At 65.5% G+C, this 15,091-nt stretch carries 15 protein-coding genes; 9 read left to right on the top strand and 6 right to left on the bottom strand.

The genetic code is table 11. The annotated features are described in order from the left end of the window. Positions 1-3 precede the first annotated feature (3 nt). Together QM672_RS21915 and QM672_RS21910 are read left to right on the top strand one after the other, a co-directional pair. Positions 4-204, top strand: a complete 201-nt coding sequence (locus QM672_RS21915; RefSeq protein ID WP_311932869.1) for a Trm112 family protein — start codon at positions 4-6, stop codon at positions 202-204. Positions 205-272: 68 nt separating this feature from the next. Further along, complete coding sequence (locus QM672_RS21910; RefSeq protein WP_394314548.1) at positions 273-1,475, top strand: serine hydrolase domain-containing protein; 1,203 nt, start codon at positions 273-275, stop codon at positions 1,473-1,475. A 32-nt stretch (positions 1,476-1,507) separates the two neighbouring features. Here the strand turns inward: QM672_RS21910 and QM672_RS21905 are convergent, their stop codons facing one another. Next, on the bottom strand, positions 1,508-2,395 hold the full coding sequence (locus QM672_RS21905) for a LysR family transcriptional regulator (RefSeq protein WP_415085107.1): 888 nt from the start codon (positions 2,393-2,395) through the stop codon (positions 1,508-1,510). Positions 2,396-2,493: 98 nt separating this feature from the next. On the opposite strand from QM672_RS21905, the gene bla reads away from it, so the two are divergent. The 4 genes from bla (at position 2,494) to QM672_RS21885 (ending at position 7,432) form a co-directional block, all read left to right on the top strand. Beyond that, positions 2,494-3,378, top strand: coding sequence for a class A beta-lactamase (bla, locus tag QM672_RS21900; RefSeq protein ID WP_415085105.1), 885 nt, complete (start codon positions 2,494-2,496; stop codon positions 3,376-3,378). A 120-nt stretch (positions 3,379-3,498) separates the two neighbouring features. After that, on the top strand, positions 3,499-5,055 hold the full coding sequence (locus QM672_RS21895; RefSeq protein ID WP_415085103.1) for a DUF4153 domain-containing protein: 1,557 nt from the start codon (positions 3,499-3,501) through the stop codon (positions 5,053-5,055). Positions 5,056-5,072: 17 nt separating this feature from the next. Next, entirely contained in the window at positions 5,073-5,777 is a 705-nt protein-coding gene (locus QM672_RS21890; protein ID WP_311932864.1) for a response regulator transcription factor, read from the top strand. Then, on the top strand, positions 5,774-7,432 hold the full coding sequence (locus QM672_RS21885) for a sensor histidine kinase (RefSeq protein WP_415085101.1): 1,659 nt from the start codon (positions 5,774-5,776) through the stop codon (positions 7,430-7,432). Before QM672_RS21890 ends, QM672_RS21885 begins: the two co-directional genes overlap by 4 nt. 14 nt (positions 7,433-7,446) lie before the next feature. Here QM672_RS21885 and QM672_RS21880 read toward each other — a convergent pair whose 3' ends face one another. The 3 genes from QM672_RS21880 to QM672_RS21870 form a co-directional block, all read right to left on the bottom strand. Beyond that, positions 7,447-7,746, bottom strand: coding sequence for a type II toxin-antitoxin system RelE/ParE family toxin (locus QM672_RS21880; protein WP_415085099.1), 300 nt, complete (start codon positions 7,744-7,746; stop codon positions 7,447-7,449). After that, on the bottom strand, positions 7,691-7,981 hold the full coding sequence (locus QM672_RS21875; protein WP_415085097.1) for a type II toxin-antitoxin system ParD family antitoxin: 291 nt from the start codon (positions 7,979-7,981) through the stop codon (positions 7,691-7,693). The genes QM672_RS21880 and QM672_RS21875 overlap by 56 nt, the downstream gene beginning before the upstream one ends. Before the next feature lie 151 nt (positions 7,982-8,132). Continuing rightward, a complete protein-coding gene (locus QM672_RS21870) occupies positions 8,133-9,068 on the bottom strand; it encodes a LysR family transcriptional regulator (protein WP_415085095.1) in 936 nt (311 codons plus the stop codon). 162 nt (positions 9,069-9,230) lie between these two features. Between QM672_RS21870 and gstA the strand changes: the two genes are divergently transcribed. Then, a complete protein-coding gene (gene gstA / locus QM672_RS21865; protein WP_415085093.1) occupies positions 9,231-9,857 on the top strand; it encodes a glutathione transferase GstA in 627 nt (208 codons plus the stop codon). Further along, positions 9,854-10,549, top strand: coding sequence for a glutathione S-transferase family protein (locus QM672_RS21860; protein WP_415085091.1), 696 nt, complete (start codon positions 9,854-9,856; stop codon positions 10,547-10,549). Before gstA ends, QM672_RS21860 begins: the two co-directional genes overlap by 4 nt. A gap of 170 nt (positions 10,550-10,719) precedes the next feature. Here QM672_RS21860 and QM672_RS21855 read toward each other — a convergent pair whose 3' ends face one another. After that, positions 10,720-12,714: a CocE/NonD family hydrolase gene (locus QM672_RS21855; protein ID WP_415085089.1), complete on the bottom strand. Its 1,995-nt coding sequence runs from the start codon at positions 12,712-12,714 to the stop codon at positions 10,720-10,722. 115 nt (positions 12,715-12,829) lie between these two features. Next, positions 12,830-13,723, bottom strand: a complete 894-nt coding sequence (locus QM672_RS21850) for a GntR family transcriptional regulator (protein ID WP_415085087.1) — start codon at positions 13,721-13,723, stop codon at positions 12,830-12,832. A gap of 121 nt (positions 13,724-13,844) precedes the next feature. On the opposite strand from QM672_RS21850, the gene QM672_RS21845 reads away from it, so the two are divergent. Further along, positions 13,845-15,038, top strand: a complete 1,194-nt coding sequence (locus QM672_RS21845; RefSeq protein ID WP_415085085.1) for a C45 family autoproteolytic acyltransferase/hydolase — start codon at positions 13,845-13,847, stop codon at positions 15,036-15,038. The last annotated feature ends 53 nt before the right edge of the window (positions 15,039-15,091 follow it).

Here is a 15,091-nt window from a genome sequence, read left to right as displayed (position 1 = left end):
CCGATGCCCACGCCGACACCGCATCGCCCACCGCCGCTGACCGATCCCAAGCTCCTGGAATTGCTGGTGTGCCCCCTCACCAAGACGACGCTGGAATATGATGCGGAAAAACAGGAGCTGATCTCGCGCGCCGCCAAGCTTGCCTATCCCATCCGGGATGGTTTCCCTATCATGCTGCCCGAGGAGGCAAGGATCATCGAATAGGACGGCTGATCGAATAGATCGGATCGTTCCGTTCATTTGCCTCGATAGCCGAAAGGAAGACGCAGAGAATGTATGACAGCCCGCCGGAGCTCCAAGGATCGACACAGGAACCGACCGTTCTCGGCGCCGCCTCCATCCCACGCGAGGATTGGGACCGGGCACCGTGGAACCGCTGGTCGTTCCAGCATGTGCGGGAACTGGTGCCGACGGCGCAGGTCTGGCGTGGGCCGGGGCCGGCCACGGCGCTGCCGGTCGCCTTGCAGGACATCGATGGGATCGCTTTTGAGAGCGACGGCCAGCCGGCAACGATCGGAAGCTTCTTCGAGGCGAATTACGCCGACGGATTTCTGGTGCTGCATCGCGGCAGAGTGGTGGCGGAGCGCTATTTCAACGGCATGACGAGCCACAGCCAGCATCTGTCGCAATCGGTCGCCAAATCGGTGGTGGGTACGGTTGCCGGCATCCTGATCGGGCGCGGCGTGCTCGATCCCGCCGCGCCGGTCACCTATTATCTGCCGGAGCTGGAGACGACCGCCTATCGTGGCGCCACCGTGCAGCAAGTGCTCGACATGACGACCGGCGTCGTGTTCGACGAAACCTATACCGCGCTCGATTCGCATATCGCCAAGATGGACGTGGCCAGTGGCTGGAAGGCCCGCAAGGATCCGAGCTGGCCGACCCATGTCTTCGAGCTGATCCTGCAACTCCAGGCCAGCCAAAGTGTCCATGGCGCCATCTTCAACTACCGCTCCGTCGAGACCGACGTGCTGGCTTTCGTGCTGCAGAGCGCCACCGGCTTGTTGCTCCCCGAATTGGTGAGCCGAGAGCTCTGGTCACCGATGGGGGCCGAGGAAGATGCTTATTTCACCGTCGATTCCGCCGGCTATGGCCTGGCGGACGGTGGTTTCAATGCCACCTTGCGGGACTACGCCCGTTTCGCCCTGCTGCATCTCGGCGGTGGGGAGATCGGGGGCCGGCGCCTCCTTCCGTCCTCCTGGCTGGAAGACACGCGTTTCGCTGCGCGGCCCGATCTCTTCCAGGGCGTCTATCGCGACATTCTCCCTCGGGGCGCCTATCGCAACCAGTTCTGGATCGAGGATGTCGAGCGCGGGGCCTATATGGCCCGGGGTGTGTTCGGACAGCTCATTTATATCGATCCCGTCGGCGAGTTTGCCGCCGTGGTGCTGTCCAGCTGGCCGGAATTCCTGCACGCACCGCGGACGCGCGCCAGCCTGGCTGCGGTCCGGGCGATCCGCGATGCCCTGGCGTAGGCGGAGGGGCGCGCGAGGGGGCTTTTTCGAAGTCACGCGGGCAAGGTCGTTTGCGTCTGGCAGCCTGCCAGGAGCCAGGCTCGGAACGCCAGCATCGCGGGCGAAGGCTGGCGTGATTTGAGATGAGTCAGCCAGTATGAACCGGCGTGAACCTCGGTCTCGAAGGGGCGTATCAGCCGGCCGCTGGCCAAGGCGCTCGAGAACATCGCTGTCGGCAACAGGCCGACGCCGATGCCTTGGGCGATGGCCTCGGCCATGGTGACCGAGGAATCGAAGACGACGGCATGGGTGGCGGGGCCGCTGGATCCTACTGCGGCGAACCACAATTGCCATTCATCCTCGCGATAGGATCGCAGAAGCACTTCACCGGCGAGATCCGCCGGCCGGCGCAACCGTTCGGCCGTGGCCGGCGCACAGACGGGCGAGAGCGGGGCAGGCATCAGAAGCGTCGCCTCGGTGCCATGCCACAAGCCGTCACCGAAGCGGATGGCATAGTCGAGGCCGTCGCCGGCCAGATTGATGCGGTTGTTGTTGGTCAGAATGCGCAGGTCGATGAAAGGATGCGCCTCGCCAAAGGACCGCAGGCGCGGCAGCAGCCAGCCGGCGGCGAAAGTACCGACCACGCCGACCGTCACCACGTCGCGGAAATGGCCTTTCTCGAAGCGGTCGAGCGTGGCGCCGATGCGCCCGAACGCTTCGTTGAGGACAGGGACGAGCGCCTGGCCTTCCTCGGTGAGGGCGAGGCCGCGCGGCAGGCGGCGGAACAGGCGCACGCCCAGGATCTCCTCCAGGTTCTTCACCTGGTGGCTCACGGCAGTCTGGGTCACCCTCAATTCGAGCCCGGCGCCGGTGAAGCTGAGATGACGCGCCGCCGCCTCGAAGGCGCGCAGGGCATTGAGAGGCAGATGCGAACGGATCATGGATCCCCAAATTTTTCTCAGGTCTGAGGCGATTTATCATCGTTTGCCCTCCGCTCAGACCGCAGCCACCCTGACATCGAACGGTGTAAGGAGTTGGTATGACCAGACGGAATTTCATGGTTGGAGCAAGTGCAGCCCTGTTCTTGCTGCCATTCGGCGTCGCGTTTCCAGTGGCCGAATCGCGAGCCTCGACGGATTTCGCAGCGGCAATCAGGCGGATCGAAGGCGAGGTGGGCGGACGCCTGGGCGTTGCCGCTCTCGATCTCAAATCGCGCATGAGGCTGGCTTATCGACCGGACGAGCTCTTCCCGCTCTGCAGCACCTTCAAGCTGCTGGTTGCCGCTGCGGTGCTCGCTCGGGTCGACCAGGGGCATGAACAACTGTCCCGTCCGGTCCCGATCGGGGCCGCGAGGCTGCTGCCCAATTCGCCGATAACGGCCAGGCATGCCGGCGGCCATCTGACCCTGGCGGAGCTCTGCGAGGCTGCGATCACCGTGAGCGACAACCTGGCCGGCAATCTCCTGCTGGAAGCCGTCGATGGACCGGCCGGATTGACCCGTTATCTGCGCTCGATCGGTGACCCGGTCAGCCGTCTCGACCGCTGGGAGGTGGAGCTCAACGAATCGCTGCCGGGTGATCTGCGCGATACCACCAGCCCCGCAGCCATGCTGGCGGACCTCCAGCGCCTGCTGGTCGGAGAGGCGCTGTCGCCATCCTCGCGCAGCCAGCTCACGGCCTGGCTGAAGGCCAGCCGAACCGGTGATACCCGCCTGCGGGTCGGGTTGCCCGCAGGATGGGCCTTCGGTGACAAGACAGGAACCGGCGAGCGCGGTTCGACCAATGATGTCGCCATTGCCTGGCCGCCCGGTCGTCCGCCCCTTCTCATTGCTGCCTATCTGACCGGCACGATTGCGGCGGCCGACCGCCGCAATGCCGCCCTGGCTGCCGTGGCCAAGGCCGTGGTGGAGCATTTGCCCGCGTGAGCGCGGGAAGGGCGCAGTGGGTCCCTGCACGATTTCTGCACGAGGAGCCCACCGTGCCGCCACGAATGCTGTATGACGGCTGAACACCGGCGCAGCAGGATGGAGGCCATGGAGGAACCCATGCCGATCGCATCCGTCTCGCCGGGCCAGACCCTGCCGGCCCGCAACCACTCGCCCCTTCGACCGAGCTTCGTTCTCAAGGTCCTGGCCATCACGGTGCTGGCCGTCCTGGCCGACTTCGTCCTGTCGGCCGGGCAAGCCCTGCCGCAGGTGGGCAGCATCATCGGCTTCCTGGCTTTTGCCTGGCTTGGAGCGCTGCTGGCCTGCGACAGCCTGATGCGCCGCAGCCGAGCCAGTCGCTTCGCGGTGATCGGCGCCAGCCTGGCGGGTTTTGCCTTGATCGTCGAGCCTAGCCTGCTGGCCGGCCTGCTCTTCCTGACGGGATTGGCGCTGGCGCTGTTGATGCCGCGCCATGGCGAGTTCGGCAATGCGCTGGCCTGGGCCGTGCGCCTGCCCCTTTATGGGGTTCTCAGCCCGATGGCGGCCCTGCTCGATGCAGGCCGGCTGGTTCGGATCATGCGGTGGCGAGGAGGCTTCGCTCTTGGCGGGATCGCGGGGGGACTGCTCGTGGCCAGCCTCGGCTCGGTTCTTTTCCTGCTCTTGTTCTCCAACGCCAATCCCCTGATCGGCCTTGGTCTCGCTGCCTTTTGGGATGCGCTCGCCCTGCAGAGCGGAGGTACAGGCCTGTTCTGGCATGGTCTGTTCGTCCTGGCGAGCGTGGTTGCGCTATGGGCGAGCTTCAGGCCGCTGCGCCTGCGCCCCTTTGCCGGTGCCTCCACGCGCGCGCCGCTGCCGGTCCTGCCTTCCTGGCCCGGGATGGCGCCGGTGGTGATCGCGCTTGCTGCCTTCAACCTGGTGTTCGCCCTCCAGAATGCCTCGGACATCGCCTTTCTGTGGAGCGGCGCCAAGCTTCCCGAAGGCGTGACCTTTTCTCAATATGCCCATCGCGGCACGCAAGCCCTGGTTCTTGCGGCCTTCCTGGCGGCGGGCTTCGTGCTGGTCTGCCTGCGTACGGGCTCGCCATTGGCGGGCAAGGCGAGCGTGCGCCTGCTGGTCTATCTGTGGATCGGCCAGACCATGCTGCTGGTGGCCTCCACCATGCTGCGCATCGTCGCCTATATCGAGGCCTATTCGCTGACCTATCTGCGTATCACGGCCTTGATCTTCCTCTTCCTGGTGTTGACGGGATTGGCGCTGATCTCATGGCGTATCGCCCGCCGGCGCGATGGCGTGTGGCTAATCAATGCCAACGCCTTGTGCCTGGCCAGCGTGCTCGGCGTCTGCTGCTTCGTCAATTTCGAGGGGGTGATCGCCCGCTGGAATCTCGAACGGCAGGGATCGCCGCAAACCTTCGAGCGGAGAGACACATTTTATGTGGGGAGCCTCGGCGGCACGGGCACGCTGCTGGCGCTCAAGGATGCCAGCATGGCAACCGATACGGCGCAGAGCCGCGATCTTGCCGAACTGCGCGGACTGAGGCAGGTGGTGCAGACCAGGCTGGAGGCGCAGCAGGTGGACTGGCGCCGGTGGACGCTGGCCGGCGCCTGGCGGCTGCAGCAGGCGGGACCCTTACCCGATCCGGCGCCGCCGAACCCCGCTTTGACACCTTCCCCTTGAAATGACATTCATCGCTCATGTCCCGCACCATTCTCATCGTCGATGACGATCCGCATATCCGCGAATTGCTGGCCTTCGCCCTTGCCAAGGCCGGCATGACCACACACCAGGCCGGTGACGGGGAGGAGGGCCTGGCCAAGGCTCTCTCCCTCAAGCCGGACCTTGCCATCCTCGACATCAACATGCCGCGCATGGATGGCCTCGAGGTCTGCCGCCGGCTGCGGGCGCAGAGCGAACTGCCGGTGCTGTTCCTGTCTTCCCGGGATGACGAGATCGACCGGGTGCTCGGCCTGGAAATGGGCGCTGACGATTATGTGGTGAAACCCTTTTCACCGCGCGAAGTGGTGGCGCGTGTCGGTGCCATCCTCAAGCGGGTGGGCGCCAGGCCGGCCCAGGCCGTACCGGCATCGGTGCTGGCGCGCGGCCTGCTCAACCTCGACCCCGAGGGCTGGCAGACGCAATGGGCCGGGGAGCCGGTCGGTCTCACGGCCAAGGAGTTCCAGCTCCTGCAGATCCTGGCCGCGACACCGTCCAAGGTGTTTTCCCGCGACGAGATCATCGATCGCCTGCACGGGCCGGGCTTTGCCATCACCGACCGTACCATCGACAGCCATATTCGCCATATCCGCCAGAAATTCTCGGTCGTGGGGGCCGAGGACGTGATCGAGACCCGGGCGGGCATCGGCTATCGCATCGGCGCCTGCGCGGGCAAGGCGGCGTGATCCTGCTCAGCCGGCTGAAGGACGCCATCAAGGCGCGCTGGCCGGCGCTGCGCCTGCGCTCGATCCTGATCGGGGTGCTGCTGTTCACCGCCCTGATGCCGGGCATCGGTGCCATCTTCCTCAGGGTCTACGAAAACGTCCTGGTGCGCCAGACCGAGGCGGAGCTGATCGCCCAGGCTGCGGTCTACGATGCAGCCTTCGATCTCGCCTGGCCCGGCCCAAAGCCGCTGCCGGTACCGCCCCCGACGGAGAACGATCCGAACGACTCCTATCGGCGGGACGATCCGTCAGCCGAGCCCTATTTCACGCCGGAGCAGCTGACGATCGATCTCAACACGATGCCGATCCTGTCCCAGCGCCCCCAGCCCATCGCTGCGTCGCAGGCGCCGGATGCGGAGGCGCTGCTCACCGCCAAGGCAATCACGCCGCTGATCGAGCAGAGCCGGCGCACCACGCTTGCGAGTGCGCTGATCCTCGACGCCAGGGGCACGGTGCTCTCCGACGGGCCACTTCAGGGCCAGAGCTATGCCTTCCTGCCGGAAGTCCAGTCGGCCATCGCGGGGCGCTCGCAATCGGTCCTGCGGCGGCGCGGAGATTATGTGCCGCGCTATGCCTTCGAGGTCTTCAGCCGTGCCTCGGCCATCCGCGTGCATTATGCCCGGCCGATCAAGCTGGGGGAGCGCACTGTCGGTGTCCTCCTGCTGTCCCGCTCGCCTCGCGCCCTGTTCCGCGGGATTTATGACGATCTCGGCAAGATTGCGCTTGGTTTCGGCATCATCCTCGCCGTGATCATCGGCCTGGCCGGCCTGCTGTCCAGGGCCATCGCCAAGCCGATCGAACAATTGACGCTGGCGAGTGCGGAGGTCGGCCGCCACCTCGGCCGTGGCGGCAGCGAGGTCCCCCCGACGCCGGCAACCGCTACCATCGAGATCCGGGCGCTTTTCGACAATTTCCGGCGCATGGCCGTGGCCATCGACCTGCGCTCGCGCTATCTGCGCGATTTCGCCGCCGCGATGAGTCACGAGTTCAAGACGCCGCTGACCGGCATACGCGGGGCGCTCGAGCTGCTCGACGAACATGGCGACACCATGAGCGCCGAGGAGCGCCGGCGCTTCATCGCCAATGCAGAGGACGACGCCGAGCGCTTGTCGCGCCTGGTGGCACGGTTGCTCGAGCTCGCCCGTGCCGACATGGCGGATGAGAGCGAGGCCGTGTCCACGCCCCTGGCCGATCCCGTGCGGCGCATCGCCGATGCCGGCTCCGACGACGACTTCAAGGTCGAGGTCATCATCGATATCGGGCTACCCACCGTGCGTGTCCCCGCCGACGTCCTGGAAGCGGTTTTGACCACCCTGGTCGAAAACAGTCGCCAGGCCGGGGCATCCAGGGTGATGATTTCGGCCAAGACGGCCGGAGATGGATATCTCGATCTTCGGGTCGCCGATGATGGGCCGGGCATTCCCTCCCATGATCGTACCCGCCTGTTCGAACCTTTCTTCACCACCAAGCGCGCCAATGGCGGCACCGGCCTCGGCCTGCCGATCGCCCGCTCCCTGCTCGCCAATAGCGGTGCCAGCATCGATTATGTCGACGAGGGCCCTGGTGCCTGCTTTCGCCTGCGTTTGCAGCGGAATGGGATGAGTGATCTGGGTTGAATGTCGGAATTCTTCTAGAGATGCCGGCCGATATCCATGCGCTGGTGCAATATGCGGATAATGTCGGTGGTTTGCCCCGCGCGGCGATAGAATACGATGTGTGAGCCGACATTATATTTGAGATAGCCTTCCCGGATCTCGACCGGGCGGCCGGTTTTGTCCCGACCGCGAGCCCTTCGAAGGTTGCCAAGAGTGTACGGAAATAGCTGTCGGCTTGCTCGCGGGACCATGTTCGCAGTGTATAGAAGCCAGATTTCCTCAAGATCGCTTTCGGCGAGTGGCGTGAGACGATAGCGGCTGCTTCTCTCCGGCATGCTTGTCATGCAACCTTTTGAGGAAGGCTTGACCGTCGAATGGTTTGGGAGGCCCGGACTCCTCGCCGGCGATCAGGGCATCGCGCAGTGCCTGAAATCGCACTTCCTGCTCTTCCAGCAGGCGAAGGCCTGCCCGTACGACATCACTCGCCGACCCGTAACGCCCAGTGTCGACCTGTTCGTCGATAAAGGCCGCGAAGTGATCTCCTAGGGAGACAGAGGTATTGCGGGCCATGTCCATATCTCCAAATCGATACCAATATATATTATTTTCTGGTACAGGACCATGCCGATCGCGTTTTAGCGCAAGACATTTGAGGCCCAAGATCGGACGAGCTGCATTTCGGGTTCGGTCAGCACAGGTTTGCGTACGCGCTTTTATCTTTTCATGACCTGACCGGTACCTGCCCGTCCGGGACGCCATGCCCCTCGAACAATCGCCTCTCCGCGGCGAGGCCGTTGCCGACCAGATCGAAGAAGGCGCGGATACGGGCGGTGTTCTTGAGGTCGCCATGGGTGACGATCCACAATTCGCCCGTTAGTTCGGGCATTGGTTCGGCAAGGGCACGGGCGAGGCCGGGGTCGCCGTCACCGAGATAGCAGGGCAGCAAAGCAAGACCGAGCCCGGCCTTGGCAGCGACGGCCTGGTTGACTAGGCTGTTCGAGCGATAGGCAATGGCGTCGGTTGGCAGGTGTTGCGCCAGCCAATCGGCCGCACGGATTCCTGCCGTCCCTTCCTGCCAGCCGACAAAGGTCCGGCCGGCGAGATCGGCCGCGGCAATGGCCAGGCCGCCATTCGTCGCAACGATGGCGGGCGAACCATAGAAGGTCCAGGCCATGCCGGCGAGCTTCCTGCCCCATAGATCGCCTTCCCTCGGTCGCACCGGCCGGAAGGCGATGTCCGCCTCGCGGCGCGACAGGCTGAGCACACGGTTGTCGATGGCAAGCTCGACCACGATGCCCGGATGGACCTTGCGGAAGGCGGCGAGGTGCTGTGTCAGGCGGCTATAAGCAAGCGTTTCGGAGGACGTGACGCGCAGCCGGCCCGAGAGGCGATGGTCGCGGCCGGTGATGTCGCGGTCGAGCGCCAGCGCTTCGTCCTCCATGCGTTCGGCGGCGACAGCCATGCGCTCGCCGGCGGCCGTCGCCTGGTAGAGGCCACCGGGCAGTCGCTCGAACAGGCGCAGATCCAGACGTGCTTCCAGGGCGTTGAGGCGCCGGAAGGCTGTCGAGTGATCGATCGTCAGGGCCTTCGCCGCTGCCGTGAGGCTGCCCGCGCGCTGGATTGCCAGCACCAGACGCAATTCGTTCCAGTCGTCCATGGCTTCTTCATAGCATTGCGACGGCTTGCAGTCACGCAAGCGCCACTGGTGCAATCCCAATTGGCCATGCGTACGTGCATTGCCCTAACCTTTGCGTCGAACAAACCGCAGACCTGCCGGATACCGGCGGGGCGGTCGTGTCAAACTGAAGGGAAATGGAACATGAAACTCTATTACGCCACCGGTACCTGCTCGCTCTCTCCCCATATCGTGGCGAAGGAGGCCGGCATCGGGCTCGAGCTCGAACGCGTCGACCTGCGCAAGACGCCGCATGTCACCGAACGGGGGGTGGATTACACCAGCGTCAATCCCAACCATTATGTGCCCGCGCTCGAACTCGATGATGGCTCGGTCCTGACCGAAGGCGCGGCGATCAGCCAATATCTCGCCGATCTCAAGCCCGAAAGCGGTCTGGCCCCGGCCGCCGGCACGGTCGAGCGTATCCGGCTGCAGTCCTGGCTGAACTTCATCGCCTCGGAACTCCACAAGATGTACAGCCCGTGGCTGTTCCATCCCGAATATGGCACGCAGGCCCAGGACGTCGCCCGCACCAAGATCGCCGAGCGCCTCGCCACCGTCGAGCGCCATCTGGCTGAGCGCGGTCCATTTCTCCTGGGCGAGACCTTCACCGCTGCGGACGCCTATCTCTTCACCATCGTCGGCTGGTCGCCCTACACCAAGGTGGACCTTGCACCCTTCCCGGTGATCCGTGCCTTCATGGCGCGTGTCGGCGCGCGTCCGGCCGTGCAGGCCGCCATGCAGGCAGAAGGCATGAGGGTGGCGGCATGAGCAGCGAGTTCCGTCCCGTCAGGCTGACGCTCGTCAGCCATCAGCTCTGCCCCTATGTGCAGCGCGCAGTGATCGCGCTGATGGAGAAGGGAGCGCCGTTCCAGCGGCGCTTCATCGATCTTGCCGCCAAGCCGGACTGGTTCACGGCCCTGTCGCCGCTCGGCAAGGTGCCGTTGCTGCTGGTGGAGCCGGCGGGGGCGCCTCAGGCCGTGCTGTTCGAGAGCAGCGTCATCTGCGAATTCGTCGAGGAGAGCGTGGAGGGGCCGAAGCTGCATCCCGACGATCCGCTGGAGCGCGCCCGGCATCGGGGATGGATGGAATTCGGCTCCTCCATCCTCGCCGATCTCTGGGGCCTGGAGACGGCCACCGACGCGGTGGGCTACGAGCGCGCACGTGCCAGGATCGCGGACAAGTTCGCCCGCGTGGAGGATGTGCTCGGCAACGGCCCCTATTTTGCCGGGGACACCTTCAGCCTGGTCGACGCCGTCTTTGCGCCGATCTTCCGCTATTTCGACCTGTTCGACACGCTTGCCGATACCGCCGTTTTCGCGGCGCTGCCGCGAGTCCAGGCTTGGCGCCAGGCGCTCTCGGTCCGCCCCAGCGTGCGCGCGGCGGTCGAACCCGACTATCCCGATCGGCTGCGCGACTTTCTCGTCCGGCACGATGCCTTCCTGCTGAAACAGGCGGCGTGAAGCGATAAAGGGTCTGTCATCCCCGGCCGAGCGTAGCGAGGGGAAGGGGATCCAGGGGCTCTGAACGCGATCTATGGCTCCTGGATCCCCTTCCCTCGGCCTTCGGCCTCGCCGGGGATGACAGATCCGTCAGCCTGGCGAAATTGGAAGGCACCGCCACGCCCGCCTCCTCACACCAGCCGGCGCGGGATCACCTCGTGGAAGCCGCGGTCAGCGATCTCGACCCAGTCCTGCAGGGCGCGGACCCGGGCGCTGATCTCGAAATTCTCGTCATCGGCGATCATGCGGGCCTCGGCCTCGATGCGGAACTCGATGCCGTCGCAGGTAAGCGTGCAGTGATGCGTCACCGTCTGGCAGGCGCTGTGTGGCTCGCCGTCGCGGATGGAGAATTCCCGGCGCAGTTTGTGGGCGAAATCGGTAGCGATCTCCTCGAACCGCATCGGCGCCGAACCGAAGGCGTCGCCGTCGACCACCAGATGGGCGGTGCCTTCGATGAGGTCGAGGCTGAACTTGCGCTCGGCCTGGGGCGTGCGGCTCGCATGCACCGGGCCGGTTTCTGCCATGCTGACGGGCGGGAAGGCGAGGGCGGCATCCTCGCGCCGCGGACGGCGCACCGGCAGGATCAGGGCGGCTTCCCCGGTGCGGACCGTCAGCGTCGCCTGGTCGCGCGCCGGCCAGGCCATGGGCCAGGCCGAGGTCGCGATCGACAGGCGAACGCGGTTGCCGGCGACAAAGGCATGGGCGCAGTCATTGAGCCTGATCCTGACGGTCTCGAAGATACCCGGGGTAAGGGGCTTGGGCTCGGCATGGCCATCCCGGTGGGTGAGGTTGAGGATGGCGTAGGAGACCCGTTCGGACGAGCCGTCCGGCGCGACATCGCAAAGCCGCACATGGATCTGCGCCGTCGGCTGGTCGGAGGCGATTTCCAGCACGAGTTCGGGCGCGCCGAGGATTTCGGTGCGGTCGGCGAGCTCCTTGGAGTCGAAGACGAGGGACAGGCCGTCGTCGAGGCGCTGGTCGGCGGGCGCCTCGCCCGGCAGGCCCGAGCTCATCCATTCGCCGCCGCCGGCACCGCACCAGAGCGGCGAACGGATGGCAAGCTCCGCGGCGGGGGCCGGCCGCCACCAGAGCTGGCCGGGCGACAGGAACATCGGGCGCCGGGTGATCAGGCGCGAGGGCCAGGAGGCTTCGCCGATCCAGCGGCCGTTGCGGCCTTCGTCCGACGTGCCGCGCTCCTGCATATAGGCCCGCAGCATCGGCTCGGACATGATGCCGTTGTCCTGCCCCTTGAGCCAGTGATCCCACCAGCGCAGGGCCTCCTCCAGGAAACCGATGGCAGGACCGGGCATGCCCTGATGCGGGTAGTGATGGGCCCAGGACCCGATCAGGCCGAGGCGCGGGCCGGGCAGGTGCTCGAGCAGGCGCGGGATCGCGTTGGAATAGGCGTCCGCCCAGCCGCCGACAGCGAAGACCGGCACCGCGATGGCGGACCAGTCCTCGCACACCGAGCCCTGGCGCCAATAGGCGTTGCGGTGCTGTTCGCTGGCCCAGATCGCCGGAAAGAAGGGCAGGTGGTCGAGGCGCTGCTCCCAGGCTTCGCGCCAGCCTTCGCCATGGAGCGAGGGTGTGGGCGGCAGGGCCTGCCAGGCCATCATCGCCGAGCCCCACCACAGATTGTCCGCCAGCAGGGCGCCGCCCATGAAATGCACGTCGTCGGCATAGCGGTCATCGGTGGAACACACGCTGATCACCGCCTTCAGGGCCGGTGGCCGGTGGGCGGCGACCTGCAGGGCGTTGAAGCCACCCCAGCTCTTGCCGATCATGCCGACCTTGCCGTCGCACCAAGGTTGCTGCGCGATCCAGGCGATCACGGCGCAGGCATCCTCCTGCTCCAGCGGCAGATATTCGTCGTCGAGCAGGCCCTCGCTGTCGCCCGAACCACGCATGTCGACCCGGATGGCGGCGTAGCCATGCGCTGCGAACCAGCCATGCATCGCTTCGTCGCGCGAACGCGTGCCGTCCCGCTTGCGATAGGGGATATATTCCAGGATGGCGGGAACAGGCTTCGTCTCCGCTCCTTCCGGCAGCCACAGGCGCGCCGCCAGCTTGACACCGTCGGGCATGGCGATCGTCAGATGTTCGATGATGCGGACGGGATTGGGCATGGTTCACTCTGGATTGGCTGGACCGTTTCTCATAGCACGGTCGGGGAACGCAGGGCGACCACGGGCATTTCGTGACTTTGATCATCACGAAAGACACAAAATGCCCAGGATGTTTCTAGACTACGCTGGCATTGAGGAGATGGCGGCGCAGCAGCGCGGCTGCGACTTCGAAATCGGCGGCCTCCAGCCGGTCGAGTATCTCCATATGCTCGCGGCATGAAATTTCCACGCGATCCCGGCCATAGGTCCAGTCATAGTTCGACAGGCGCCTCAACCGCGACTGGCGCCGGACCGCATGGGCGAGGTAGCGATTGCCGGAGGCGGCGCCGATGCCTTCGTGGAAGGCGGCGTTGGTTTCGAAAAAGGCGATGCTGGCCGAAGCGCTCCACTGGCCCGCCCGGGCAGCGGCGAGGGCGGCGGCATGGCGTTCGCGCATGTCTTCGGCCCATCCAGGTCTCAGCTTGAAGCCGGGCTCGAGGATGGCGGCCGGCTCCACCAGCATGCGGAAACGATAACTTTCCTGATTGGCGCCGTCGTCCTGCAGAAGATCGGCGAAATGCCAGCCATAGCCGGCCTTGCGCTCGACGATATCGAGTTCCTCAAGCCGGGCGAGGGCGTCCCGCACGCGCTGGCGGCTGACGCCATAGCGCTTCATCAGCTCGGCTTCCGAAATGTCGAGCGGCAGGCTCTGTCGCTCATGGTCGTGGGCGATGCGCACCAGCAATTCATCATCGGTGCTGCGCGAGGGCGGCGGCGCGGGCGGTGGCGGCAGGGCGATGAGCTCGACGCCCCGGTTGGGGCGGCGACCCACGAAGCCTCCTGCGGCGAGCTGGTCGAGGGCGGCCCGGATCGGCGTGCGGGAGACACCGAGCTCCTGGGCGAGGCGGTTCTCGTTCAACCGCGCCCCCGGCTGCATCGCCTCGTCGTGGATCAGCCGCACGATGCGATCGAGCAGATCCTGCCGCAGACGGGTCGACGGCTCCTTGACATCCAACTCAGATTGTTTCATGTAATCACAAAATACAATTTATGATGCGTGGACCTGTTCAGTTCTGATGTATCAGGTCCCGCTGCGACAATGAAGGCTCGGCCTTCATCACAGGCACATGCAAAGTGGGAGACGGTGGAAAATGAGTTCGCGAAACGCTGACGGCGCGGCGTCCTATCAGCCGCGGGTTCTGCCGCTTCCCCTGATCGAGGTTGCCGGTGCTCCGCGGGAGCGAGGCCGGCAATATGGCGAGCAGGCCGCCGCACGCATCCGGCACGGCATCGAGCATTATTCGGCCCAGCTGGAGGCGGCCAGGCTGCCCTGGCACGAGGTGGAGGGGCTGGTCTCGCGCTTCGAGCCGACCATCCGCGATTTCGCCCCGGCCTATATCGATGAAATGCGCGGCATCGCCGAGGGGGCAGGGCTGCCCTACGCGGCCATCGTGCTGCTGAATGCCCGCACCGAAATTCTCAAGCTTGCCGAAATGCGCGAGAACGGCATTGTCGCGCCGCTCGAAGCAGACGGCTGCACCGGCGCCGTCGTCCTGCCGCAGTCGACCGCCTCGGGCCGCCTGCTCCATGCCCAGAACTGGGATTGGAAGGCCGAATGCGCCGAGACCGCTATCGTCCTGAAGATCCGCAGCGAGGACGGTCCCGACATTCTTACCTTCACCGAGGCGGGCGGGCTTGCGCGCAGCGGCTTCAATTCAGCCGGCATCTCCATCACCGCCAATTATCTGGAAACGGATCGCGATTATCGCCAGCTCGGCGTCCCGCTGGCCCTGATCCGGCGCAAGGTCCTCGAACAGAAGCGCCTGGCCCTCGCCATGCATGCCGTCTACGCCACGCCGAAATCGGCGGCCAACAACATGATCGTGGCCCAGGCCAACGGCATCGCCATCGACTTCGAATGCGCTCCCGACGAGACCTTCCAGGTGCTGCCGCAGGCGGGCCTCATCGTGCACGCCAACCATTTCCAGAGCCCGGTCGCTCTGTCCAAGCTGGTCGATCGCGGCATCGCCGACACGCCGGACTCACTCTATCGCGACCTGAGGGTGAGGGCGCTGATCGAGCCCCATCTCGGCGCCGTCACCATGGACCATGTCAAGGCGGCGCTCTTCGACGATTTCGAGACGCCCTGGGCTGTCTGCCGCCCGCCGCATCGCGAAGGCTCCACCAACCTCTCGGCGACTGTCGCCATGATCGCGATGGAGCCCGCGCTCGGCGTGATGGAGGTGGCGATGCTGCCGGCCCTCAATCGCAGCTTTGAAACTTATCGCCTCGATATGAACATCCACGTGCCGAGCAGCGGCACCTTGTCCAGGCAGGCCGCCTGACACGCCGAGGCGGCGTAGACCGCCCGGTTCATCCGACCATCCCGACGATAAAT

This window comes from Labrys sp. (in: a-proteobacteria) (genome assembly GCF_047605565.1).
In the GTDB taxonomy this organism is placed as follows: Bacteria; Pseudomonadota; Alphaproteobacteria; order Rhizobiales; family Labraceae; genus Labrys; species Labrys neptuniae.
The sequence above is the reverse complement of the archived record's forward strand: the minus strand, read 5'-3'. Positions and strand labels throughout refer to the sequence as shown.